This is a genomic window from Streptomyces sp. NPDC043685, assembly GCF_056436585.1.
This window is the reverse complement of record NZ_JBWKCH010000006.1, coordinates 490,149-514,534: the sequence shown is the minus strand read 5'-3', so window position 1 is coordinate 514,534 and position 24,386 is coordinate 490,149. Positions and strand designations below refer to the sequence as shown.

19 protein-coding genes are annotated in these 24,386 nt (G+C 73.6%); 6 read left to right on the top strand and 13 right to left on the bottom strand.

Going from position 1 to position 24,386, the window contains the following annotated elements; all coding sequences use genetic code 11:
• Window positions 1-66: 66 nt before the first annotated feature.
• From AC0665_RS22180 to AC0665_RS22170, 3 genes are read right to left on the bottom strand one after another with little or no spacing between them, the layout of a single operon-like run.
• Window positions 67-1,341 (bottom strand): ABC transporter substrate-binding protein, encoded by a 1,275-nt coding sequence (locus AC0665_RS22180; RefSeq protein ID WP_468403059.1) that lies wholly within the window; start codon window positions 1,339-1,341, stop codon window positions 67-69.
• Window positions 1,341-2,174: a carbohydrate ABC transporter permease gene (locus AC0665_RS22175; protein ID WP_478705637.1), complete on the bottom strand. Its 834-nt coding sequence runs from the start codon at window positions 2,172-2,174 to the stop codon at window positions 1,341-1,343. The genes AC0665_RS22180 and AC0665_RS22175 overlap by 1 nt, the downstream gene beginning before the upstream one ends.
• Window positions 2,171-3,124 carry a carbohydrate ABC transporter permease gene (locus AC0665_RS22170; protein WP_478705636.1) on the bottom strand — a complete coding sequence of 318 codons (954 nt, stop codon included), beginning with the start codon at window positions 3,122-3,124 and terminating at the stop codon, window positions 2,171-2,173. The genes AC0665_RS22175 and AC0665_RS22170 overlap by 4 nt, the downstream gene beginning before the upstream one ends.
• Before the next feature lie 160 nt (window positions 3,125-3,284).
• On the opposite strand from AC0665_RS22170, the gene AC0665_RS22165 reads away from it, so the two are divergent.
• The gene (locus AC0665_RS22165) at window positions 3,285-4,148 is read left to right on the top strand and encodes a phosphotransferase enzyme family protein (RefSeq protein WP_478705635.1); all 864 of its coding nucleotides are present in this window, start codon (window positions 3,285-3,287) and stop codon (window positions 4,146-4,148) included.
• Window positions 4,149-4,164: 16 nt separating this feature from the next.
• On the opposite strand, the gene AC0665_RS22160 is transcribed toward AC0665_RS22165, so the two are convergent.
• The 4 genes from AC0665_RS22160 to AC0665_RS22145 form a co-directional block, all read right to left on the bottom strand.
• Entirely contained in the window at window positions 4,165-4,887 is a 723-nt protein-coding gene (locus tag AC0665_RS22160) for an exonuclease domain-containing protein (RefSeq protein WP_468631768.1), read from the bottom strand.
• Between the two features lie 131 nt (window positions 4,888-5,018).
• Window positions 5,019-6,260, bottom strand: a complete 1,242-nt coding sequence (locus AC0665_RS22155; RefSeq protein ID WP_468403049.1) for an SAV2148 family HEPN domain-containing protein — start codon at window positions 6,258-6,260, stop codon at window positions 5,019-5,021.
• A 102-nt stretch (window positions 6,261-6,362) separates the two neighbouring features.
• Window positions 6,363-7,688: a copper amine oxidase gene (locus AC0665_RS22150; RefSeq protein ID WP_478705634.1), complete on the bottom strand. Its 1,326-nt coding sequence runs from the start codon at window positions 7,686-7,688 to the stop codon at window positions 6,363-6,365.
• A gap of 58 nt (window positions 7,689-7,746) precedes the next feature.
• Window positions 7,747-8,592, bottom strand: a complete 846-nt coding sequence (locus AC0665_RS22145; protein WP_468403046.1) for a Tat pathway signal sequence domain protein — start codon at window positions 8,590-8,592, stop codon at window positions 7,747-7,749.
• 181 nt (window positions 8,593-8,773) lie between these two features.
• Here AC0665_RS22145 and glgX point away from each other — a divergent pair, with 181 nt between their 5' ends.
• Both glgX and treY read left to right on the top strand, forming a co-directional pair.
• Window positions 8,774-10,906: a glycogen debranching protein GlgX gene (glgX, locus tag AC0665_RS22140; protein ID WP_468403044.1), complete on the top strand. Its 2,133-nt coding sequence runs from the start codon at window positions 8,774-8,776 to the stop codon at window positions 10,904-10,906.
• A gap of 105 nt (window positions 10,907-11,011) precedes the next feature.
• Window positions 11,012-13,381 (top strand): malto-oligosyltrehalose synthase, encoded by a 2,370-nt coding sequence (gene treY / locus AC0665_RS22135; RefSeq protein ID WP_478705633.1) that lies wholly within the window; start codon window positions 11,012-11,014, stop codon window positions 13,379-13,381.
• 213 nt (window positions 13,382-13,594) lie between these two features.
• Here treY and AC0665_RS22130 read toward each other — a convergent pair whose 3' ends face one another.
• Window positions 13,595-14,536, bottom strand: a complete 942-nt coding sequence (locus tag AC0665_RS22130; protein ID WP_478705632.1) for a LysR family transcriptional regulator — start codon at window positions 14,534-14,536, stop codon at window positions 13,595-13,597.
• Window positions 14,537-14,620: 84 nt separating this feature from the next.
• On the opposite strand from AC0665_RS22130, the gene lpdA reads away from it, so the two are divergent.
• Together lpdA and AC0665_RS22120 are read left to right on the top strand one after the other, a co-directional pair.
• Window positions 14,621-16,039, top strand: coding sequence for a dihydrolipoyl dehydrogenase (gene lpdA / locus AC0665_RS22125; protein ID WP_478603983.1), 1,419 nt, complete (start codon window positions 14,621-14,623; stop codon window positions 16,037-16,039).
• A gap of 110 nt (window positions 16,040-16,149) precedes the next feature.
• Window positions 16,150-17,400, top strand: a complete 1,251-nt coding sequence (locus AC0665_RS22120) for a M14 family zinc carboxypeptidase (RefSeq protein ID WP_478603985.1) — start codon at window positions 16,150-16,152, stop codon at window positions 17,398-17,400.
• Between the two features lie 90 nt (window positions 17,401-17,490).
• Here the strand turns inward: AC0665_RS22120 and AC0665_RS22115 are convergent, their stop codons facing one another.
• Both AC0665_RS22115 and AC0665_RS22110 read right to left on the bottom strand, forming a co-directional pair.
• A complete protein-coding gene (locus tag AC0665_RS22115; RefSeq protein ID WP_478705714.1) occupies window positions 17,491-18,849 on the bottom strand; it encodes a M14 family zinc carboxypeptidase in 1,359 nt (452 codons plus the stop codon).
• Window positions 18,850-19,009: 160 nt separating this feature from the next.
• Window positions 19,010-19,561, bottom strand: a complete 552-nt coding sequence (locus tag AC0665_RS22110) for an FHA domain-containing protein (protein WP_478510365.1) — start codon at window positions 19,559-19,561, stop codon at window positions 19,010-19,012.
• A gap of 174 nt (window positions 19,562-19,735) precedes the next feature.
• On the opposite strand from AC0665_RS22110, the gene treZ reads away from it, so the two are divergent.
• The gene (gene treZ / locus AC0665_RS22105) at window positions 19,736-21,481 is read left to right on the top strand and encodes a malto-oligosyltrehalose trehalohydrolase (RefSeq protein WP_468403032.1); all 1,746 of its coding nucleotides are present in this window, start codon (window positions 19,736-19,738) and stop codon (window positions 21,479-21,481) included.
• A 9-nt stretch (window positions 21,482-21,490) separates the two neighbouring features.
• On the opposite strand, the gene AC0665_RS22100 is transcribed toward treZ, so the two are convergent.
• Genes AC0665_RS22100 through AC0665_RS22090 form a run of 3 tightly spaced genes read right to left on the bottom strand, consistent with a single transcriptional unit; the run spans window position 21,491 to window position 24,381 of the window.
• Window positions 21,491-22,192, bottom strand: a complete 702-nt coding sequence (locus tag AC0665_RS22100; RefSeq protein WP_478705631.1) for a hypothetical protein — start codon at window positions 22,190-22,192, stop codon at window positions 21,491-21,493.
• 40 nt (window positions 22,193-22,232) lie between these two features.
• Window positions 22,233-23,207: an aminoglycoside phosphotransferase family protein gene (locus AC0665_RS22095; RefSeq protein WP_478705713.1), complete on the bottom strand. Its 975-nt coding sequence runs from the start codon at window positions 23,205-23,207 to the stop codon at window positions 22,233-22,235.
• A gap of 46 nt (window positions 23,208-23,253) precedes the next feature.
• On the bottom strand, window positions 23,254-24,381 hold the full coding sequence (locus tag AC0665_RS22090) for a M24 family metallopeptidase (RefSeq protein ID WP_478603986.1): 1,128 nt from the start codon (window positions 24,379-24,381) through the stop codon (window positions 23,254-23,256).
• Window positions 24,382-24,386 lie beyond the last annotated feature (5 nt).

Genomic DNA, 24,386 nt, shown 5'->3' with positions numbered 1-24,386 from the left:
GGTGAGTGCGGGGGCGCGCAGCACGGGCACGAGCCGCGAGTCGATCTCGTCCGGTTTTCCGCCGGGTCAGCGTTGGTAACGGGCGAGCACCAGGTTGCCGTCCTCCTCCAGCCGTTCGCGCAGTGCGCCGAGGCCGATGGCTCCGCTGTAGTACTCCTGAAGGGCGGGGGTGGCCACCTTGTCCTTCCACTCGGGATAGCCACGGACCGTCTGCGCCGGTGCGGGGCGCAGGTGGGCGGCGAGGGCGGTGCCGGTGGCCCAGCCGTGCCGCGGGGTGCGCAGGGCGGGGTCTGTCAGCGCCTGGGTGCCGGTGGGCAGCATCCAGTCGCCGAGGGCGAGGCGGACCATGTTCCGGGGCCGCAGCAGGAAGTCGAGGAACTCGGCCGCCTCCTTCTTGTGCGGGCAGTCCTCGGCGATGGAGAGGGTCTGGGGGCTGACGCCCTGGGTGAGTCCTGCGGTGCCCGCCGGGGCGGGCAGCACCTGCCAGTCGAAGCCCTTCGGGGCCTGCTGGACGATCTGCTGGCGGTAGGAGAAGCCGAGCGGGACCATCGCGTACCGGCCGTCGAAGAAGCCGGGCAGCGTGTCGGAGCCGCCGCTGCCCAGGGTCGTGGGCGAGGCGCTGCGGTCGGTGTTCGCCTGCTCGTGGATGGTGCGCGGCACCATCTGGTCGGCCGCCTCGAACCGGATCGTCACCTTGCCGTCCGGCCCGCGGTGGAAGAGCTGTCCGCCCGCCGACAGGGAGAGGTTGAGCGTGGCGGAGACGGGCTCCTTCAGCGGCCAGGCGATGCCGTACTTCCCCCGGCCGCTGAGGCGTTCGGTGATCCGACGGAACTCCGCCCAGCTCCAGGGCTTCTCGGGGGTCGGGATGCGCACGCCGGACGTGCGCAGCCAGGCGGTGTTGGCGATGAGCACGCGCGGTTCCTGGAGGAACGGCACGCCGTAGACGCCGTCCCCGAACGTCGTGGTCTCCCAACTGCGCCGCGGTATGTCCGACTTCAGCCGCGCGGGCAGCAGGCCGGTGAGGTCGGCGAGGTAGCCGCCGTAGGCGAAGTCCGCGAGGTCGTCGGAGGCGTCGTGGATGACGTCGGGTGCCTCGCCGCCCTCGAAGGCGGTGAGGAGCTGGTCGTGGACGCTGTCCCAGGTGCCCTGCACGTACTCGACGCGGACGTCGGGGTGGCGGGCGTTCCACTCGTCCACCAGCTGCTCGGTGGCCCGGACGGACTCCTCCTGCCAGGCCAGGGACTGGAAGCGCAGGGTGATGCGGCCGTCGTCGCGGGTGCCGCCGGAGGAGCAGCCGGCGAGCAGCAGCAGGAGCACCAGGGCCAGCAGGCGTGCGCGCATCAGCTCTTCACCGCCCCGGTGAGCATGCCGCCGGTGATCCGCCGCTGGATGAGCGCGAAGACGAGCAGGGAGGGCAGGGTCGCCAGGCACGCCGCCGCCGCGAGGGGGCCGAGGTCGGCGACGCCCTCGGCGCCTATGAAGTGGGTGAGGACCACGGGAAGGGTCTGCTTCTGCGGTGTCTTGAGGAGGACGAGGGCGAAGAAGAACTCGTTCCACGCCGTGATGAACGCGAACAGGGCGGTCGCCACGATGCCCGGCGCGAGCAGCGGCGCGGTCACCGACACCAGGGTCCGCACCCGGCCCGCCCCGTCGACCGCCGCGGCCTCCTCCAGTTCGGGCGGCACGGCCCGTACGTACCCGGCGAGCATCCACAGCGCGAAGGGCAGCGCCCACACCACGTACACCAGGACCAGCCCCGGCACGGAGTTGATGAGCCGGAGGTTCTTCAGCACCAGGAACAGCGGGATGATCAGCAGCACGAACGGGAACGCCTGGCTGACCACCACCCAGCCCGTCACCGCCTTCGCGAGCCGGGTGCGGCGCCGGGCGGTGACGTAGGCCATCGGCGTCGCGATCAGGACCGCGATTACGGCCGCCGCGAGTGCCGCGACCAGGGAGTTGAGTGCCGCGTGCAGCAGCGGCTGCTCGTCGAAGGCCTGCCGGAAGTTGGCGAGGGTGGGGTCGTCCGGGATCCAGGACGGGTGCAGGGCCCCGAGTTCGCGCGGCGGCTTGAACACGGTGGAGAGCAGCCAGAGGAACGGGAAGGCGAGGAAGACGAGGTAGGCGAGCAGCGCGGTGTACTGGCCGATGCGCGCCGGGGTGCCGGTCCTCACGCGTCGTCACCTCCCCTGAGGCGGCCGGCGAGGAACACGGCCAGGGCGACGGAGATCACGGCCACCATCACGCAGCCCATCGCCGCCGCGTAGCCGAACTGCCCGTAGCGGAAGGCCTCCTCGTAGGCGAACAGCATGGGCAGCCGGGTCCGGCCGCCCGGGCCGCCGTTGGTCAGGACGTAGACCAGGGCGAAGGAGTTGAAGTTCCAGATGAGGTTGAGCGCGGTGATGGCGAGGGCGACGGGTCTGAGGGCGGGCCAGGTGACCGTGCGGAAGCGGCGCCAGGCACCCGCGCCGTCCACCGCCGCCGCCTCGTGGAGTTCGCGCGGGGTGTTCTGGAGCCCGGCGAGCAGCGCGACCGTCGTCTGCGGCATGCCCGCCCAGACGCCGACGACGATCACGGCGGGCAGTGCGGTGGCCAGTCCGCTGAGCCAGTCCCGGCCGCCGCCGAGCCCGATGTCGCGCAGGGTCTCGTTGAGGATGCCCGCGTCGGGGTTGTAGACGAGCCGCCACATGATGCCGACCACGACCTCGGGCATGGCCCACGGGATGATCGCGAGGGCACGGGCCAGCCAGCGCAGCCGCAGGTCCTGGTCGAGCAGCAGCGCGAGGCCCAGGGCGAGCAGGAACTGCGGCACGGTCACGCCGACCGCCCACACCAGCCCGATCCGGAACGACTCCCAGAACAGGGTGTCGTGCAGCAGGTCCCGGAAGTTGAGGGCGCCGATCCACCGGGTGGGCTCGGTGCGGCCCGACTGGGCGTCGGTGAAGGCCAGCAGGATGCCGTACAGCAGCGGCCCGACGCTGAGGACGAGGATCGGGACGAGGGCGGGCAGCACCAGGAACCAGGCGCCGTGGTCGACGGCCTTCCGGGGCCGGTCCCGGCCGGGTCGGCGGCCGGCCCGCCTCACCGGGGGCGAAGGTGACGACGCCTCGGTCACCGGTGTCACGGAATCAGCCCCTTCGCACCGCTCGGCCCGCCTGGTCATGCTCGTGAAGGCCGTATGCCTCGTCAAGGCACCGGCTACGCGGTCCGGCCCGCGCCGATGCGACACTGACCGGTGGATGGCCGGAACCCGACGGCCGGAGCGCGGACGACGGAGGCGGACCATGGACGAGGCACGGGCGCGGGACGTTCTGGCCGCGGCGGGGGTACTGCCCGGTTCGGCCCGGGAGGCCCGGCTGCTCGCCCTGGGTGAGAACGCGGTGTTCGCCGCCGGTGACCTGGTCGTCAAGGTCGGCCGGGACGCCGAACTGATGGACCGGGCGCGCCGGGAACTGGACATCGCCGTGTGGTTCGCCGAGGCGGGCGTGCCGGCGGTGCGGGCGGCCGAATCGAAGGCGCTGCTGGTGGAGGGACACCCGGTGACGGTGTGGCACCGGCTGCCGGACGCCGTGCGGCCCGCCGAGCCGCGGGATCTGGCCGAACTGCTGCGGGTCGTGCACGCCACGCCACCGCCTCCCTTCGAGCTGCCGGGCCGTGATCTGCTGGGCGGAGTGGAGCGCTGGCTGCGGCTCGCGGGGGACGCGATCGATCCCGCGGACGCGGCGTATCTGCGCGAGCGGCGGGACGGGTTCGCCGCGCGCGCCGCCGCGCTCACCCCGCACCTGCCGCCGGGACTGATCCACGGGGACGCGCTGCCGCGCAATGTGCACGTCGGACCCGACGGGCCGGTGCTGGTGGACCTGGAGACGGTGTCCGCGGATCTGCGGGAGCACGACCTGGTGGTGATGGCGCTGGCCCACGACCGGTACGGCGTCCCGGACGAGGCGTACGCGTCGTTCGTGCGGGCCTACGGCTGGGACGTGCGCGCGTGGGAGGGCTGCGGGGTGCTGCGCGGGGCCCGGGAGACGGCCAGTTGTGCGTGGGTCGCCCAGCACGCCCCGGGCAACCCGAAGGCGCTGGCCGAGTTCGAGCGGCGGGTGAGGTCCTTGAGGGACGGGGACGAGACGGTGCGCTGGTATCCGTTCTGACGGCCGGAGAGCTCGCTCAGACCGGCTCGTCCGCCAACTCCCGCAGCGGCCAGGCGCCGTCGACCAGGGCCGTGGTGTCGCCCTTGCCGCGCAGGAAGCTCTGGAAGTCCGCCGCCCACTGCGCGTGCCACTCGATCTGGCGATGGTGCAGGGCCGCCGGGCCGAGCGTGGCGATCTTGGGGTGGCGGTCGGCTATCGCGACGGCCAGGCGGGCGGCCGCCAGGGCGTCGGCCAGAGCGTCGTGGGCGGCGTCGAGCACGACGCCGTACTCGGCGCAGACCGCTTCGAGGTTGCGTTTGCCGCGGCGGTAGCGGTCGACCCGGCGGTCGATGGTGTACGGGTCGACGACCGGGGCCGGATCCATGCCGCCCAGGCGGTCCCGCAGGGACGGCAGGCCGTGGCGCCGCAACTCCGCGCTGAGCAGGGTGAGGTCGAAGGTCGCGTTGTACGCGACGACCGGTACGCCCGACTTCCAGTAGGAGGTGAGGACCTCGGCGAGGGCGTCCGCCACCTGGTCGGCGGGGCTGCCCTCGGCCGCCGCGCGTTCGTTGCTGATCCCGTGCACCGCCACCGCGTCCTCGGGGATCGGCACACCCGGGTCGGCGAGCCACTCCCGGCGCCCCATCGGCTCCCCGCCCCGCACTTCGATCACGGCGCCCGTGACGATGCGCGCCTCGCGCGGGTCCGTGCCCGTCGTCTCCAGATCGAAGCCGACCAGCAGCTCCCGGTGCCAGCCCATGGGCGGTCCCCCTTCATGTGGTGCGTTCCCCCAGTGGTCCCCACCTTCCCACGCACCACTGACAATCAGAGGATCGCGTTCCGCTCACCCCCGGTGGCGGGCCGGAGAACCACCCCACATCGGGACACAGGTCACGACACCGGCCGTGAATCCGCCCACATCACCTCGAACTCCTCACGGTAGGTGGGGAAGAGGCCGCTTTCGTCCGTCTCGCCCGCCTTGACCACCTTGCCGCTGTTGCGCAGCACGAACACCGGCGCTTCCATGCCCCGGGTGCGGCGCAGGTAGTTCTGCACGACGGCGATGCCGTCCGCGCCGTCGCCGTCCACCAGATAGGCCGTGAAGCGGGGCGTCTCGTCGAAGACCTGGATCTCGAAGGCGCCCGGGTCCCGCAGCCGGGCACGCACCCGGCGCATGTGCAGGATGTTCATCTCGACGGCCCGGCTGAGCTCGCCGCGCTTGATGCCGAGTTCGCGCTCGCGCCGCTTGACCGCGCTGGAGGCCGGGTTGAGGAACAGCAGTCTGACCCGGCAGCCGGACTCGGCCAGCCGCACCAGACGCCGCCCGGAGAAGTTCTGCACGAGCAGGTTCAGGCCGATACCGATGGCGTCGAGGCGGCGGGCGCCGCCGAAGATGTCCTCGGCCGGGAACTGCCGCATCAGCCGCACCCGGTCCGGGTGGACGGCGACCACGTCGGCGTAGCGGTCGCCGACCAGGTCCTCGACGGCGTCGATCGGCAGCCGGCGCGCCGACGGCACGTCCCCGCCCGCGCCGAGCATCTCCAGCAGCCGGGCCGAGGCGCGCTCGGCCTGGCTCAGCACGGCCTCGGACAGGGCCCGGTTGCGGGAGACGACGTTGCGGGTGACCTCCAGCTCGTCCAGGGCGAGTTCGACGTCACGGCGGTCGTCGAAGTACGGCTCGAAGCAGGGCCAGTGCTGCACCATCAGCTCGCGCAGCTGCGGCAGGGTGAGGAAGGACAGCACGTTGTCGTCGGCCGGGTCGAGCAGATAGCCCTTGCGGCGGCTGACCTCGCGCACGGCCACCGCGCGCTGCACCCACTCCTGGCCGGCCGGTCCGGCGGCGGCCACCACCCAGTCCTCGCCGTGCACGGGTTCGTACACGGGCCGCAGCACGGCGGCGACCACCGCGCGCAGCCGCTGTTCCACGAGGTTCAGCCAGATGTAGGCCCGGCCGGCCCGCTGGGCCCGGGTGCGCACCTCGCGCCAGGCGTCGGCGCCCCAGTCCAGTTCCGGGCCGATCGAGCCCGTCGCGTCCATCGGCCGCGCCAGGGACACGGCACCGGTCGGGACGTCTGCGGAGTTCCCCTCGTGACCCTCGTCACCAGGGGGCAGCTCCAGCCCTCCCGTGCCCACCCGCGCACCGCCTTCCACTCCCCCGGGCACCGCCCTTGTCAACGATCAAGGAAGGGTACTCCGGGAGCGGTCGGCGGTGCAGCCGGATGGGCAGGGTGGGTCTCAACCGCGCGGCCGCCAGTGCCCGTTCTGCCAGGCGAGCTCGGCCGGAGTGAGCGGATTCATGGCGGTGACGTCACGCGGGGCGATCGAGAAGCCCTGCCAGTGGACGGGCATGGGCTGCTGGTCCTCGTCCCGGGCTATGTGGTGGAAGCCGACGTTCATCCAGACCACGGGGTCGGTCAGGGCCTGTCCGTTCACCCACTTGTCGACGGACTTCCCGGCCCCGGCCCCGCAGTTGCCGGGGTTGTGGCTGGCGAACAGTTCGCACTTGTTGTACTGCGTGACGTACAGGTCGTGCTTGGTGTAGCTGCGGCCCGGGTACTTGGTCGTGACCCCGGGGACGATCTCGTAGGAGCGCGCGTGTCCGTCCTTGTTCTTGCCGGTCGCGCTGACCATGCGCCACCAGCGGTAGGCCTTGCTGTCCCCGGCCAGTTCCTTGGTCACCTTGGTACGGGTGGTCTTGGTGGTGGGGGCGCGCTGGCCGCGGGCGGGCGCGGTGACGGTGGAGTCGTACTGCTCGACGCGGTTCTTGGTGGAGCCGTCCAGGGCGAAGTCGAGCCGCCAGAAGGCGTTGTGGCTGTGGCTGGTGGCCTTGGCCGCGCTCGCGCCCTTGCCGATGGGCCAGCCGCGGCCGTCACCGGCGTCGTAGTCGTCGAAGGACAGGCTGCCGGTGGCGCCGACGTTCATGGTGATCGTGCCGTCGTCCTGGAAGCGCCACTCGGTCATGTACTCGTACCAGCCGACCTGGTTCACCGTGTAGACGAGGAGGTCCTTGCCCTCGGCCTGGTAGACCTTGTTCGCCGTGTCGCCCTGCATGCGGTAGGCGTGGCCGCGGGAGCGGGTGGTGGTGCACAGACCCTTGACGTTCGGGTCCTCGTTCCAGGAGTCGGGGACCTTGACGGTCTTGATGGCCCCGCCGGGGCACTCGCCCGGCGCCAGGTTCATCAGGCCCTGGGCGAAGTCGAAGCCGGTGAGGTCGTCGTACTCGACCGAGCCGTCGTCGTAGGGGACGTGGATCTGGCCGAGACGGGCGCTGTTGAGGACTTTGATCGGTTTGGCCTCCCCCTTCGGCTGGTACGAGATGTTCTCCAGGACGAGGCCGGCCTTGCCGTCGTAGCGCCAGCACATCCGCCAGGTCGTGCCGGAGGAGAGCTTCTGCTCGATGCGGTAGGCGGTGCTGCACTCGGCGGCCGCTGCCGCGGCGGGGGCCGCCTTCGGGGCGGCGGTGGCCGGCCCCGCGCCGGCCGTGGCGCCGGCGGCCAGCGCGGCCACGGTCAGGCCCACGGCCGCCCGGGTGCGGGCCTTGGTGTTGCTGTTCACGCGCATGACGAAATGACTCCCTGACGAGGAGGAGCGAGGTGGACGGGTGAGCGACAAGGGCGGGTCAGCGGCCGAGCCGGGCGACCTTGCGGGCGCTCAGGTCGATCACCAGCGCCCTGGCGTCGATCCACGGGCCGTTCTTGACCTTGGGGAACAGCCGGACGCAGCGGTGCTCTCCGCACCGGTCGAGCACGGCGGGCTGGGCGCCCGGCGTGGCCCGGTAGACGGCGCCGCTGAGCTGGAGCTGGTCCGGGGAGGTGAGCGCCCTGCCGGTGGCGTCCCGGTAGTCGGCCTTGAGGCCCGCGCCCAGCGGGTCGGCGATCAGGAGTGCGGCCGCCTCGGCCTTCTCGGCGCGGCTGAGCGGCGGCTGGACGCCGTGCTGGGTGTCGGTGTGCACCACCTTGCCGGAGGTGAGGTCGACGGTCCGGGTGACGAGGGTGTCGTCCCGGTAGTCGTAGAACGTGACGTCGGCGCGCCGGGGCGCGCCCGGCTTGCCGGCCTCGTCGGACTCGGGTTCGGCCAGGTCGACGCCGAGGCGCTGCGGGCCGCGGTCCCCGTCGACGCTCTCACCGCTCTGGAACAGCTGCCGGCTGAGGGCGATCTTCTCGACCCGCTTCAGCTCGTCGTCGGTCAGCGGATCACGGCCCTCGCCCCGCTGCCCCTCGGCCGGTGCCTCCTCGACGACCCCGGGCTCCACGGCCCGGCCTCCGGCTTCCCGGCCCCCGGCCGCCCGGTCGCCGTCCACCCGGTCACCGGTGTCCTGCGAGACGGACTGCCCCGCCCGGGTCCCCGTGTCGTCCGCTCCGGCCGTGCCCGGCAGGGTGATCCCGATCATCACGGCGGTTCCCGCCACCGCGATGGCCGTACCCGCCACCACCTTGCCCAGATGGCGGTGCACTATGTTGCGCACGTCTTCCCCCTACTCCCCCAACAGCCCCGGGAGTATGTGATTGCCCCAATGGTTCGGCATACCTCGTATGCACTGGTCACTCGGTAAGAGGGAGATAAGTCATAGGAGGTTCCCTCACTTTCGGGGAGACTCGGGACCAAGGCGTCCCCACCGGCGCCGCACACCTGAAAGAGTCGTATTCATGCAGGTCTGGCCTGGAGAGGCGTATCCACTCGGTGCCACGTACGACGGCGCCGGCACCAACTTCGCGGTCTTCACGGAGGCCGCGGACCGAGTAGAGCTGTGTCTGCTGCACGACGACGGCTCGGAGACGGCGATCGAGCTCCGCGAGAGCGACGCGTTCGTCCGGCACGCGTACGTACCGGGCATCATGCCGGGGCAGCGGTACGGGTTCCGGGTGCACGGACCGTACGCGCCTGAGCACGGATTGCGCTGCAACTCCGCGAAGCTGCTGCTCGACCCGTACGCGCGTGCGATCAGCGGTTCCATCAGCTGGGGTGAGGAGGTCTACGGCTACCACTTCGACGACCCCGACCGGCGCAACGACCTCGACTCGGCGCCGCACACGATGACGTCCGTCGTGGTCAACCCCTACTTCGACTGGGGCGACGACCGGCGCCCGCGCACCGAGTACCACCACACGGTGATCTACGAGGCCCATGTCAAGGGCCTCACCATGCGTCACCCCGGTCTGCCGGAAGAGCTGCGCGGCACGTACGCGGCCCTCGCCCACCCGGCGATCATCGAGCACCTCACCGAGCTCGGGGTCACGGCCCTGGAGCTGATGCCCGTGCACCAGTTCGTGAACGATCATCGCCTGGTCGACATGGGCCTGAACAACTACTGGGGCTACAACACCATCGGCTTCTTCGCCCCGCACAACGCCTACGCGTCCTGGGGCGACCGGGGCCAGCAGGTGCTGGAGTTCAAGTCGGCGGTCAAGGCCCTGCACGAGGCCGGCATCGAGGTGATCCTCGACGTGGTCTACAACCACACCGCCGAGGGCAACCACCTGGGCCCGACCCTGTCCTTCAAGGGCCTGGACAACTCGCGCTACTACCGGCTGACCGACGACCCCCGCTACTACATGGACACGACCGGCACGGGAAATTCCCTGCTGATGCGGTCCCCGCACGTGCTCCAGCTGATCATGGACTCGCTGCGGTACTGGGTGACGGACATGCACGTCGACGGGTTCCGCTTCGACCTGGCGGCGACGCTCGCCCGGCAGTTCCACGAGGTGGACCGGCTGTCGTCGTTCTTCGACCTGGTGCAGCAGGACCCGGTGGTCTCGCAGGTGAAGCTGATCGCCGAGCCGTGGGACGTGGGCGAGGGCGGCTACCAGGTGGGCAACTTCCCGCCGCTGTGGACCGAGTGGAACGGCAAGTACCGCGACACGGTGCGCGACCTGTGGCGGGGCGAGCAGCGCACCCTCGCGGAGTTCGCCTCCCGGCTGACCGGCTCCTCGGACCTCTACCAGGACGACGGACGCCGTCCGCTGGCCTCGATCAACTTCGTGACCTGCCACGACGGCTTCCCGCTGCACGACCTGGTGGCCTACAACGACAAGCACAACGAGGCCAACGGCGAGGACAACCGGGACGGGGAGAGCCACAACCGGTCCTGGAACTGCGGGGTCGAGGGCGAGACCGACGACCCGGACGTGCTGGCGCTGCGGGCCCGGCAGATGCGGAACTTCATCGCGACGCTGATGCTGTCCCAGGGCGTGCCCATGATCAGCCACGGCGACGAGTTCGCCCGCACCCAGCACGGCAACAACAACGCCTACTGCCAGGACAACGAGCTGTCCTGGGTGGAGTGGCCCGAGGAGGGGGAGGAGGCCGAGGGCGGGCTGAGCAGGGAGCTGCTGGCCTTCACCCGCGCGATGGTGTGGCTGCGCCGGGACCACCCGGTCTTCCGCCGCAGGCGTTTCTTCCACGGACGGCCCGTGGAGGGCACGCACGACGACCTGTCCGACATCGCCTGGTTCACCCCCGACGGCCGGGAGATGACCCAGCGCGACTGGGACTCGGCGCAGGCCTCGGCGCTGACGGTGTTCCTCAACGGCAACGCGATCTCCGAGCCGGGCGCGCGCGGGGAGCGCATCACCGACGACTCGTTCCTGCTGATGTTCAACGCCTCGCCGAAGCCGCTGGAGTTCGTGGTTCCGGTCAATCACGGGCGGCAGTGGGAGGTCGTCGTGGACACGGCCCGCGCGGACGGGACGCCCTCGGGCACCGGCCCGAAGGTGCAGGCCGGGGACCGGTTGACCCTGACGGACCGGAGCATGACGGTGCTCCAGCGGCCCGTCTGACCGCTCAGGCGTGCGCGTCGCCCGGAAGCCACTCGTCCGGGCGACGCGCGACGCACCTGGCGCGGGGGATGACACGAACGGCGGCGGGGCGGGTACGTACGTTCCATGACACCTGAGCGACCTGACCCGGTGGTGCCCACGGCCACGTACCGGCTGCAACTGCAGCCCGAGTTCCCGTTCGGAGCAGCCGCGGCCGCCGTGCCGTATCTGGCCTCGCTCGGCGTCTCGCACCTGCACCTGTCCCCCGTCCTGGAGGCGGTGCCGGGCTCGACGCACGGCTACGACGTCGTCGACCACGCGCGGGTGCGCGAGGAGCTGGGCGGCGAGGAGGGGCTGCGGGCGCTGGCGCGCACCGCCCGGGACCACGGGCTCGGCCTGGTGGTGGACATCGTCCCCAACCACATGGCCATGTCCCCGCGCCACAACCGCGCCCTGTGGGAGGTGCTGCGCGAGGGCCCGAAATCGCCGTACGCGCGCTGGTTCGACATCGACTGGGAGGCGCAGGACGGCCAGGTGCTCCTGCCGGTCCTCGGCGGGCCGCTGGGCGAGGTGCTCGACGAGCTGCGCGTCGACGGCGACGTGCTGCGCTACTACGACCACGTCCTCCCGCTGCGCGAGGGCACCGAGGACCTGCCGCTGCCGCATCTGCTGGACGCGCAGTGGTACCGCCCGGTGTGGTGGCGGCTGGCCCGGACCGAGCTCAACTACCGGCGGTTCTTCAGCATCTCGGAGCTCATCGGGGTCCGGGTGGAGGACCCGGAGGTGTTCGAGGCCACCCACGACAAGATCCTCGGGCTGCTGCACGAGGGCGTGATCGACGGGCTGCGCATCGACCACCCCGACGGGCTGGCCGACCCCGACGGCTACCTCCGGCGGCTGCACGAGGCGACCGGGGGCCGCTGGACGGTCGTGGAGAAGATCCTGGCCGACGGCGAGCACCTGCCGGCGTCCTGGCCCGTCGCCGGGACCACCGGTTACGACGCCCTGCGGCACGTGGACGGGGTCTTCACGGACCCGGCCGGTTTCGGCGACCTGCTGGGCCGGTACCGGCGCTTCGCCGCCCCGCAGACGGACCGGGGCGGGCAGTGGGAGGCGACGGTGCGCCGGGCGGCGTACAAGGTCCTCACGCACGAGCTGGCCACCGAGACCGACCGGCTGACCCGGGTGCTGACGCGGCTCTGCGCGACCTCGCCGGAACCGGCCTTGCGCGACCGCGCGCCCTGGGCGCTGCGCACGGCCCTCCAGGAGCTGCTGGTACGGATGGAGGTCTACCGGCCCTACGAGTCGGTCGACGCGGCGTCCGTGGTCACCGAGGAGGCGGCGGCCGGGGCCCGGCAGGCCTTCGCGGTGCCCGAGGAGGCCGGGGCGGTGGACGTCGTACGGGACCTGGTGCTGGGGCGCTACGGCGACGGGCCCGCTCAGGTGGAGTTCCGGACACGGTTCGCGCAGACCTCGTCGGCGCTGCGGGCCAAGTCGGTGGAGGACACGGCCTTCTACCGGTACGTGCCGCTGCTGTCGGCGACCGAGGTGGGCGGGAACCCGGGCGCCCCGGCGCTGTCGCCGGAGGAGTTCCACGCGTACTGCGCGCGGATGCAGCGCGACTGGCCGGCGTCCGGCACGGTCGTCTCGACCCACGACACCAAGCGCAGTGCCGACGTCCGGGCGGCGCTGCACGTGCTCACCGAGTGCCCGGACCGCTGGGCGGACGTGCTGGCGGAGGTGACCCGCTCCGGGGAGGGAGTACCGGACGCGCAACTGGCGTGGGCGGCCTGGCAGACGGTGTTCGGGCTGGGCCCGGAGGCCGGGGCGCTCGAGCGGGTGCGGGGGGCGCTGCTGAAGCATGTGCGCGAGGCGGGCCTGTACACGAGCTGGACCGAGCAGGAGCCGTCCTACGAGGAGGCCGTGGAGCGGTTCGTGGCGGCCGGGCCGTGCGGGGCGCCGGGCGAGCGGGTCAACGCGTTCCGCCAGTCGCTGGCGCCGCACATCCAAGCCAATGTGCTGGGCGCGGCCCTGGTGCAGCTGACGATGCCGGGCGTCCCGGACGTCTACCAGGGCACGGAGGCCGAGTACCGGGCGCTGGTCGACCCGGACAACCGGCGGGCGGTGGGCTTCCCGCCGGAGGAGTCCGGTGGCACGTCCGCGCGGAAGGCGGCGGTGACGCGGGCGGCGCTGGGGCTGCGGACCCGGCGGCCCGGCGCGTTCGGCGACACGGCCACCTACACGGCGCTGCCGGCCGAGGGGCCGGCGGCCGGGCACTGTCTGGCGTTCGCCCGGTCCGGCGAGGTGGTGACGGCCGTGACCCGCCTGTCGCTGCGGCTCGCCGAGGCGGGCGGCTGGCGCGACACCGTACTGCCGCTGCCGCCGGGCCGCTGGGCGGACGTGCTGGAGCCGGGGCGGGAGTTCACGGGGCACGCGCGCGTGGCGGAGCTGTTCGAGGGACAGCCGGTCGCGCTGCTGGAGAAGGCGTACGACTAGCTCGAGGCGACGGTGGGGGCGTGGTCGATCGCGGGGACCTGGGCGACTGAACGCAGGGCGACCGCGGGGCGTGGACGCCTGAGGTCGCCTGGGCGACGACGCTCAGGGCGACCGCCCGAACCCGGCGACCACGCTCAGGCGGCGGCACCCAGGCGATCGCCCCGGCACCGGGCCGATCGCACCCAGGCAACGGCCCCACCCCGGGGACCGCACTCAGGCCACCGCGGCGTCGTCCTCAGGGCAGGTCTCGTAGGGCGGGTTCCGCAGGACGCGTGGGTGCGGCCAGGCCTTGTGCAGCAGTTCGACGAAGGCCGCCGCGGCGGCGGTCGGCGCCACGCGTGAGTAGACCGTCAGGGTGCGCTTCCAGGGCGGGTCGGGCGACAGGACGACACAGCCCTCGCCGACCGCGTCCCGGACGATGTGGGCGGGCGCGGCACACACGCCGACGCCCGCCGCGGCCATCCGTACCGCCGTCGAGGTGTGCTCGGTGAACGCGGCGGTGCGCGGCGTGAAGCCGGCGCGGCCGCACGCCCAGTCGAGGAAGCGTTCGCCGTGGACGACCGGTTCCATGGCGCAGCGCACCCACGGGCGGTCGGCCAGCTCCGGCAGCGTCACCGTGGCGCGGCCGGCGAACCGGTCGTCGAAGGGGACCACGAGGACGATCTCCTCCTCGCCGACCGGCACCACCGTCCCCGGCCAGTCGACGGGCGCCGGGCCGACGGCGAGGTCGGCGGTGCCGCGCTCGACCTGCTCCTGCAGGGCCTGCGAGGTGGCGTACTCGTGGAGGTGCAGCAGCACCCTCGGGTGGGCGGCGCGCCAGCGGGCGAAGACGTCCGGCAGGACGCCGACCGCGACGGAGTGGACGGCTGCGATGTGGAGTTCACCGCCCTCCGCCCCGGCGGCGGCCCGGGCCGCGCGACGGGCCTGGGCGGCGCTGCGCACGGCGAGCTCGGCGTGCGGCCGGAAGGCACGTCCCATCGGCGTCAGGCGCACACCGCGCGGCATGCGCTCCAGCAGGGCGCCGCCCACCGACCGTTCCAGCGCCTTGATCTGGTGGGAGAGCGCCGGCTGCGAGACGTGCAGGAGCTCGGCCGCGCGGGTGAAGGAGGCCTCCTCCACGACCGTCAGGAAGTACTCCATCTGCCGCAGACTCATGGCCCTCCCCCATAAACACCGTGCATCGATGCCACAAGAACATTGCCTTGGACTCATGGCAAGGGCCGGGCGGAGGCTGATGGCATGGACACAGCGGACGTCATCGTCATCGGCGGCGGCACGGGCGGTTACAGCACCGCCCTGCGCGCCGCGGCCCTCGGTCTCCAGGTCGTGCTCGTGGAGCGGGACAAGGTCGGGGGGACCTGTCTGCACCGCGGCTGCATCCCCAGCAAGGCGATGCTGCACGCGGCCGAACTCGTCGACGGCATCGCCGAGGCCCGCGACCGCTGGGGGGTGAAGGCGACGGTGGACGCGGTCGACTGGTCGGCTCTGGTGGCCACGCGCGACGACATCGTGGCGCGCAACCACCGGGGGGTGGGGGCGCACCTCGATCGGGCGGGGGTGCGGGTGATCGAGGGGAGCGCCCGCCTCACGGGGCCGCGCTCGGTGCGGGTGGAGGGCGTGCACGGCGAACCCGGCGTGCGTGACCTCTGCGCGCGCCGTGGGCTGGTCCTGGCCACCGGCTCACGGCCGCGCACGCTCCCGGGGCTCGAGCCGGACGGGTGGCGCGTGGTGACCAGCGACGACGCCCTCTTCGCCCCCGGGCTCCCGGCGTCGGTGCTGGTGCTGGGCGGCGGCGCGATCGGGGTGGAGTACGCCTCGCTCCACCGCTCCCTGGGCGCCGAGGTCACGCTGGTGGAGGCCGCCGACCGGATCGTGCCGCTGGAGGACGCGGACGTGAGCCGTCATCTGGCCCGGGGCCTGAAGAAGCGCGGCATCGACGTCCGGGCCGGCGCCCGCCTGCTGGACGCCGAGGTCCTCGGCGACGGGGTGCGGGCCCGCGTGCGTACGGCCCGGGGCGAGACGCTCACCGTGGAGGCCGAGCGGCTGCTCGTCGCGGTGGGGCGGGTGCCGGTCACCGACGGCCTGGACGTGGCCGCCGCGGGGCTCGTCACGGACGCGCGGGGGTTCGTCGAGCCGGCCCGCTGGGACCGGCTGGAGACGGCCGTGCCCGGGGTGCACGTGGTGGGCGACCTGCTGCCGCCGCCGTCGCTCGGACTGGCCCACGCGTCGTTCGCGGAAGGGCTGCTGGTGGCCGAGACGCTGGCGGGCGTGGAGTCCGCGCCGGTGGACTACACGGCCGTGCCCCGCGTGACCTACTCGTCGCCGCAGACGGCCGCGGTGGGGCTGAGCGAGGCCGAGGCACGCACCCGGGGCCACGAGGTGGAGACCGGCACCATGCCGCTGACCGCCGTCGCGAAGGGCATGGTGCACGGGCAGGGCGGGATGGTGAAGGTCGTCACCGAGACCGGCGGGCGGGTGCTCGGCGTGCATCTGGTGGGTCCGCACGTGTCGGAGATGATCGCCGGGAGCCAGCTGATCGTCGGCTGGGACGCCGAGCCGTCCGACGTGGCCCGGCACGTCCACCCGCACCCCACGCTCTCCGAGGCGGTCGGCGAGGTGTTCCTGACCCTGGCGGGGCGGGGGTTGCACCAGCGGTGACCGGCGGCCCGTGCTTCCGGGCGCCCCCTGGAGCCTCCCCGGTGGCGCCCTTGACACCGCACCATGGCCGTGGGGTACTGCGATGGCGAACTCGGGCGGATGTGACGGGGGTGAGTGTCCTGCCGGAGCTGCGCTACCCGACGGTGAACGAACAGCTCTCTGCTGCCCGGGCGTTGACCGCTCAGCGCCCCGGTGTGTGCACCCTGCGGCAGGTGGGTGCCTCCCGCGCGGGCAGACCCCTGCACCTGCTCTCCGTGGGCCGGGCCCCCCGCGCCGTACTGGTGGTGGCCGGCGCCCACGCCAACGAGCCGACCGGCTCCTGCACCCTGCTCGCCCTCGCCCGGCGGGTCCTGGAGCAGCGGGAGCTGCGGGACGGCATCTCCTGGCACTTCCTGCTGTGCGCGGATCCCGACGGGGCGAGCCTGCACGTGACGCCGGCGCCGCGCAGCCTCTTCGACTACCACCTCGGCTTCTTCCGGCCGGCGGGCCCCGAGCAGCCCGAGTGGGCGCCGTCGGTGCTGCCGCCGGACCGGCTGCCGCCGGAGACCCTGGCCCTGACGGGTGTCATCGACGAGCTGCGCCCCTACCTCCAGGTCACCCTGCACGGCACGGACCTGGGCGGCAGCTGGGTGCAGCTGACGAAGGACGTGCCGGGGCTCGCGGAGCCCTTCGGGAAGTCCGCGGCGGAGCTGCACATCCCGGTGGAGACCGGCGCGTCGGACGCCGCGGGCTGGCCCGCCTCCGGGCCGGGCGTGCACGTCATGCCCGCGCCGGACATCGGGCCGGCGTACCCGAGCCTGCCGGACGACGCGCGGCACAGCACCTGGTATCACGCCCACCGCTACGGCGGGCTGACCGCGGTGGTCGAGGTGCCGATGTGGGCGAGCGACCTGGTGGACGACCCGGCTCCGCATCCGGCTCCGGCGGCGGCCATCGGGCGGCTGGCGCGCCGGCTCCAGCGCGACGCTCTGGAGGTGACCCGGGTCCTCGACGGTGCGCTGCCCCGGCTGGCGGACCTGGACGGGCCGTTGCTGCGGGCCGCCCGGTGGGGGCTGGAGCTGGTGCCGGGACTGGCGTCCGACCTGATCCACACCCCGCCCGCCGACCTCACCCGGGCGTACGTCGGCAGCGTGGACGCGTTCGCGCGCCGGGTGCCGCTGCGGGCGGCGGCCATGCTGCTGCGGGTGCTGCGCGGGACGGACGACGGAGCGGCGAAACAGCTCGAGGAGCTCGTCTCGACCTGGAGCGACGCCTTCGCGGAACGTTTCCGCGCCCGCTGGGTGCCGCTGGAGCACCAGGTGGAGCACCAGTCCCGCACGGTGGTGGCGGCGGCGCTGCACGCGCGCGAGGCGGCGCCGTAGGGCCGTCGTCGCGGGGGCCGTGCCGGACAAGGCCCAGGGGTGACCGGGCGGTCCTCCGTCCCGGTCGCGGTCTCCGTCCCGGTCGCGGTCTCAGTCCCGCTGCACCGGTACCGGCTCGCCCGGTACCGGCTCGCCCGGCCCCGGGCCCACGGGCGCCTGCCGTCCCGCCAGTTCGAACGCGGCCAGCACCACGCGGGCCTGGTACTCGGCCTGGCGGGCCACCGGGATCCAGCGCGCCCGGCAGCCGTCACGGTAGTCGGCGCACCACGCGTCGATCAGCCGGTCCAGCTCCGGCAGCGCCCCCGCCGGGTCCCGGCCCGCGGCCCTGACGAGCTGGTGCAGCAGCCCCGCCGTGCGCAGCGCCAGCCGCCGCCCGGAGATGCTCAGGGCGACCAGGTGGGCGGTGCTCAGCGGCGGCAGGGGGTGGGCCGGGCTGTCGCCGGTGTCGGGGTCCCAGGCGTCGGCGAGGCCGGGGCAGACCAGGAGGTAGTCGTCGACCGGGGCGAGCAGACGGGCCGCGTCCGGCGTGGTCAGGTACGGCCGGATCCGGGCCAGCAGGTGCCGCAGGAGGCCCGTGTCGTGGCGCAGGGTCCGGCTGACGGCCCGCAGCACGGCGTCCCGGTGCGCGGGCGGGGAACCGTCCGCCACGGCCGTCACGCCCCACATGGGCGCCTCGACGACCGCGGTGACGGTGCCGTGCCGGTAGGGGTGGAACCACGTGGACTCGACGGCCGCCTCCGTGATGGCCGCGGCCAGACCGGCCCGGCGCGGTGGCGGGATCCGGTAGACGGCGGGCCCGAGCCCGGGCCAGTACAGGGCGTCGTACGCGCCGAGTTCGCGCGGGATGCCGAGCCGGGCGGCGATGTGCGCCAGGCGCCGGTCGAAGCCCGGCAGGTCGTGGGTGAGCTCGACGAAGCCGCCGCCGATGTCCACGCCGTGCAGGGAGCACTGGAGGAACGGGCGCAGTTCGTCTTGGAGACCGAGCAGGGCCCGGGTCTCCGGCAGGGCGGCGCCGGCCGCGCCGTCGGGCAGCCACTCGGGCTGTTCCAGGAAGCCGGGTCTGAAGAAGTTCCGCACATACCGGCCGAGCGTGTAGGGGCCGGTCAGCCAGCCCTCGTTGCGGCGCGAGCCGTCCGGATCGAGGCACAGCAGCAGGTTCCAGGTGGCGTCGGCGCCCTCGGTGAGCCGCGGGTCGGCCAGGGTCCGCTCGGCCAGGCGCAGCACGGTGGCGCCGCCCACCGGTTCGTTGGCGTGGGGGCCGGCGACGACCAGGGTCTGGCGGCTGCCGTGGCCGACGGAGAGCAGCCACAGGGGGGTGCCGGCGCGGGACGTGCCGACCCGGCGCAGGCGGGCGTCACGGGGGTGGCGGGCGACGAGGGCGGTGGCCCGGGCGCCCAGTTCGTCGACGGTCGGATAGCGCGGGAGGGGCGGCAGGGCACACCTCCCCATGCGGTGCCGTCGGTTCACCAGGTGTAGATGGCGTACGCACAGTGAGTCACGACTTCAGGGGTACGTCAACACCGTGGACGGCAAAGGCATTTCAGCCACGCTTACGGGACCGGCACACGGCAATCCCCAGGCCAGGGCGAAGGCGTGGCTCCGTTTCCGGTCAGCCGGCCGACAGCCGGAACATGACCCGGCCGAACCCGACCTGGTCCCCTTCGCGGACGACGGCCGCGCCGACGACACGCCGGCCGTTGACCGTCGTGCCGTTGGTGGAGCCGAGGTCGCGCAGGACCCACAGGCCGCCCTGGTGCCGGAGTTCGGCGTGCACGCGGGAGACCGTCTCGTGGTTGAGGCGCAGTCCGCTGGCGGGGTCACGGCCTATGCGCAGCGGATGGCCGTGCGCCGGGTGGGGCAGCAGCAGTTTGGGCAGCCGCTCGGCCTGCCAGGCCCGGCGCATGCGGACGGTGAACCCCGAGACCGCCTCGACGGTGCCGAAGACCACGCGCGCGACCCGGCTCTCGGTGCGCAGGTCGGCGGTGAGCACGGCGAGTTCGTCCGGGCGGCGGGCGGCGAGCGCCAGCTCCATGCGGCGCACGAACGTGTCGTGGGACAGACGGCCCATGGCGACGCCGTCACGGAGGACCTTCAGCGCCCGGTCGCGCTCCGCGTCGGAGAGCCGCGCGGGGAACGTGTTGAACTCGAAGGACGACGTCACGCTCGTGATTGTCGGGCAGCGCGGCCGGGCTGTCCAGAAAACGGGAAATCGGCCACCACCGCGCGCGTACCCGGTGAGACCCGCCGCAAATGGGTGGATGCGCCAGCGGATTGATCTTTTTTGACGCACCATGGACGGGCTACATCACGGTGAGCAGACGAAGGGGAACCGTCCGTGCAGTTCGAGGTGTGGGCACCACAGGCCGGCCGTGTGACGCTGCGGTGCGACGACGTCACACGCGCGATGGAGCGCGATCCGGAACGGGCGGGCTGGTGGCGGGCCGAGGCCGAGGCGCGCGAGGGGTCCCGGTACGGCTTCGCGCTGGACGACGGGCCCGTGCTGCCCGATCCGCGCTCGCGGAGGCAGCCGGACGGCCCCGACGGGCTGAGCGCGGTCGTCGATCACGACCGGTTCGCGTGGCGCGCTGGATGGCAGGGGCGGCCGCTGCCGGGCGCGGTGCTGTACGAGCTGCACGTGGGGACGTACACGCCGGAGGGCACCCTGGACGCGGCCGCCGAGCGGCTTCGCCACCTCGCCGAACTGGGCGTCACGCACGTGGAGCTGATGCCGCTCACGCCCTTCCCGGGCACGCACGGCTGGGGCTACGAGGGCGTCTCGCTGTGGGCGGTGCACGAGCCGTACGGCGGGCCCGAGGCGCTGAAACGCTTCGTCGACCGGGCGCACGCGCTGGGGCTGGGCGTGGTGCTCGACGTGGTGCACAACCACTTCGGGCCGTCCGGCAACTACCTGCCCGTCTTCGGCCCGTACCTCACCGGCACCCATCACACCCCCTGGGGCGCCGCGGTCAACCTGGACGCGCCCGGCTCGGACGAGGTGCGCGCGTTCCTGATCGGCAGCGCGCTGGCGTGGCTGCGCGACTACCGGCTCGACGGGCTGCGCCTGGACGCGGTGCACGCGCTGGTGGACACGCGGGCCCGGCACTTCCTCGAGGAGCTGTCGGAGGCCGTGGACGCGCTGGCCGCCGAGACGGGGCGGCCGTTGTTCCTGGTCGCCGAGTCGGACCTGAACGACCCCCGGCTCATCACCTCCCGCGCGGCGGGCGGCCTGGGGCTGCACGCGCAGTGGAACGACGACTTCCACCACGCCCTGCACACCACGCTCACGGGTGAGGCGCAGGGGTACTACGCCGACTTCGCGCGCGCCCCGCTGGCCGGGCTCGCCAAGACCCTCACCGGCGGCTACTTCCACGACGGGTCGTACTCCAGCTTCCGCGAGCGGCACCACGGGCGTCCGCTGGACCGCTCGCGGGTGGCCGGGCACCGGCTGCTCGGCTACAGCCAGACCCACGACCAGGTCGGCAACCGGGCGCAGGGGGACCGGCTTTCCGCCCTCCTCTCCCCCGGGCTGCTGGCGTGCGCGGCCACGCTGGTGCTGACGGCGCCGTTCACGCCGATGCTCTTCATGGGCGAGGAGTGGGCCGCGGGCACGCCCTGGCAGTTCTTCACCGACCACACGGATCCGGAGCTGGCGGACGCCGTACGGCGGGGCAGGCGGCGGGAGTTCGCCGCGCACGGCTGGAAGGAGGAGGACGTTCCCGACCCGCAGGACCCGGCGACCCGGGACCGCTCCTGCCTCGACTGGTCGGAACCGGAACGCGAGCCCCACGCGCGCGTGCTGGCCTGGTACCGGCGGCTCCTCGCCCTGCGCCACGAGCAGCCGGATCTGACCGACCCGGACCTCGCTGACACGAAGGTGGCCTACGACGAGGAGCGCCGCTGGCTCGCCTTCCGGCGCGGGGACGTCCTGGTGGCGGTGAACCTGGCCCCCGAGCCGGCCGAGCTGCCGCTCGGCGTGCCCCACGCGCGGGTCCTGGCCGCGTGGGAGCCGGTGGAGGCGCCCGGGGCGGACGGGGTGGTGCGGCTGCCCGGGGAGTCCGGCGTGGTGCTGTCGCAGGCCTGAGTGCGGCGGTCAGGGGAGCTTCGCGTCCTGCGCCTCGACGACGGGCGCGAGGAGCCCCGGCCGCGCGATGCCGGCACCTCCGACCGCGGTGCAGACGGTGATGGCGTCCCCGTGCCGCACGACGGCGGTGCGGATCGGGCGCGTCGCTCCGCCCCGCGGCGTGACGGCGCCGCGATAGGCGAGTGCCTCGTCGCCGGCGTCGGGGCTGTCCTCGGGCTCGAAGGGGTAGTACAGCTCGATCCTGCCGTGGGCCCGGGCGGTGAAGCCGAGGGAGCAGCCCTGCACGGCGTCGGCGAGGAGGGTGTCCATCGCCGTCACCGCCGCGCCCGGGGCGTAGGTGGCGACCGTGACGTAGATGCGGGTGCCGGGGGCCTCGTCGGTCGTGACGAGGCGGCTGAGGACGCCCTGCGGCCTGCCGAGGGGCAGTTGATGCGTCATGGCCGCCAGCGGGGTGCAGGCGTCGCCGGTGATCTCCTGCGCGGACCGGGCGAAGACGGACTTCCCCGCGGCCGGGTCGAAGGGCCGCAAGGAGTAGCCCTCTCCGAGGTCGGCCGCCGTGACCATGAGCGTGCCGAGCCGCTCCGCCGGGGTGCGCTGGCGTGCCGGGGACGCCGTGGCGCCGGGTGCGGAGGGCCCGGCGGTGCCTGAGCAGCCGGCCAGGCACAGCAGGACGACGGCCGGGACCGACCGGGCGGCGACGGTGCGCTTCATGGGCGGAGGATAGCCGTACGGGGTGCGGGCGCCCGGCCCGCTACGGGGCGTCGTCGGCGTCCCCGAGGTCCGTCACGCGTTCCAGCAGGATCGGCTCCCAGGCGCGCCACAGCCGGGTCCGCGGCAGGGCGGTGTCCTTGCCGCCGAGCGCCTCGGCGAGGTGGACGACGGCGTCGCAGCGGGCGAGCCACAGACCGCGCAGGCAGGGGCGGGCGCCGTAGCCGGCGAGGGTGGCGGCGCGCACGGCGGCGGGTGAGCCGACGGCGAGCGCCAGACCGGCGATGTCCTCGGCCGGGTCGCCGACGACCGCGCCGCCCCAGCCGAGCACTCCGCGTACCCGGCCGTCGGCGCTGACCACGAGATGGCCGCCGGTCAGGGAGTGGTGGGTGAGGACCGCCGAGCCGGGCTGGGCGGCGAGCTGGGACGCGGCGGGCGCGGTGAGCTGGTTGAGGCGTGCGGTGTCGAACTCGTCGGCCGCGGCGAGGCGTTCGGCGGCGCGTACGGCGGCCCGGCGCAGTGCTTCCAGGGAACGCGGCGCGGCCCGCGGCACGCCGAGCGTCTCGGCCTGCCGCACCGGCACCTCGCGCAGGCCCGTGAGGAGCCCGGCGAGGTCGGCCTCGCCGACGGCGGACACGTCGTGCTCCTCCCCCGAGCCGCCGGGCACCTTGGTGTCCATCGTGTAGCCCAGCCCGGGTGCCCACTCGCCGTGCGCGACGCTGGCCGGCACCGCCGTCGGGACGTGCGGGCGGACGAGGTCGCGCAGGCGCAGCTCGCGGCGCTGGCGCACGGTGGCCTCGCGGTCCGGTGCGAGGCGCAGCACGTGCCGGGTGCCGACCCACCAGGTGACGGGTCCGGCGCCCGGGGTGGCGGGCCGGACGTCGGGGCCGGGGCCGCTCTGACGGGGGTCCTTGCCGCCCCGGCCGTCCGGGGCGGCCTTGGTGCCCTTGCCGTCTTCGAGGAGGGACAGGACGAGTCTGCGGACGGTGTCCGCGCTGGGTGTGGGTGCCTGGGTCATGGTCGCGCCGTTGCCGTTCGGGAGGCGGGCTGGGGACATCGGGGCCTCACTCCACTATGACCAGCTCGCGCGGGGTGGTGTTCAGGCGCCGGCCGCCGTCCTCGGTGACGGTCACAATGTCCTCGATGCGGACCCCGAACCGGCCGGGCAGGTAGACGCCGGGTTCCACGGAGAAGCACATGCCGGGTACGAGGGGCCGTTCCTCGCCCTCGATCATGTAGGGCGGCTCGTGGGTGGTGACCCCGATGCCGTGTCCGGTGCGGTGGATGAAGTACTCGCCGTAGCCGGCGTCGGCGATGACCTTGCGGGCGGCGCGGTCGACGTCCTGGCAGGCGGCCCCGGGCCGCACGGCGCGGAAGCCGGCCTCCTGGGCCGCGCGCACGAGGTCGTGCACGCGGCGTTCCTCGTCGGTGGGTTCGCCGACGTGGACCGTGCGGGAGGTGTCGGAGCCGTAGCCGTCCTTCAGGCCGCCGAAGTCCAGGACGACCATGTCGCCGCGCTCGATGACGCGGTCACCGGCCTCGTGGTGCGGGTCGGCGCCGTTCGGGCCGGAGGCGACGATGGTGAAGTCGACCTGCTCGTGGCCGTGCCGGCGCAGCAGCCGGTCGAGGTCGGCGGCCACCTCGGACTCCCGGCGGCCGGCGAAGGGGACGCCCCGGATCTCCTCGAACGTCGCGTCGGCGGCGGCTCCTGCGGCCGTCATGAGGTCCAGCTCGGCCGCGTCCTTGACGGCGCGCAGCATCGGCAGGGCCTCGGTGAGCGAGGCGTAGGAGCTGCCGGGCAGCGCCTGCTGGAGGGCCAGCAGGTGCAGGGCCCAGGCGTTGTCGCTGATGCCGAAGCGGCCGGTGGGGTCGAGGAGGGCGGCGGTGGCGGCGTAGGGGTCCTTGCCGTCGGTCCAGTCGCGCAGGGTCAGGGCGGGCGCGCCGGACGCCCGCCCGGCGTCCGGCGCCTCCAGGGCGGGGACGACCAGGACGGGGTCCTGCCCGGCGGCGAGGACCAGCAGGGTGAGCCGTTCGGTGACCGCCGGGGGCGTGTAGCCGGTGAGCCACACCAGGTCCGGGCCGGGGGCCACCAGCAGGCCCGCGAGACCGGCGTCGGCGGCCGCGCGCGCGGCGCGCTCCATGCGGGCCCGGTAGTCGTCGGCGGTGAAGGGCGCGGCGGTGCTTCCGGTCATCCGGG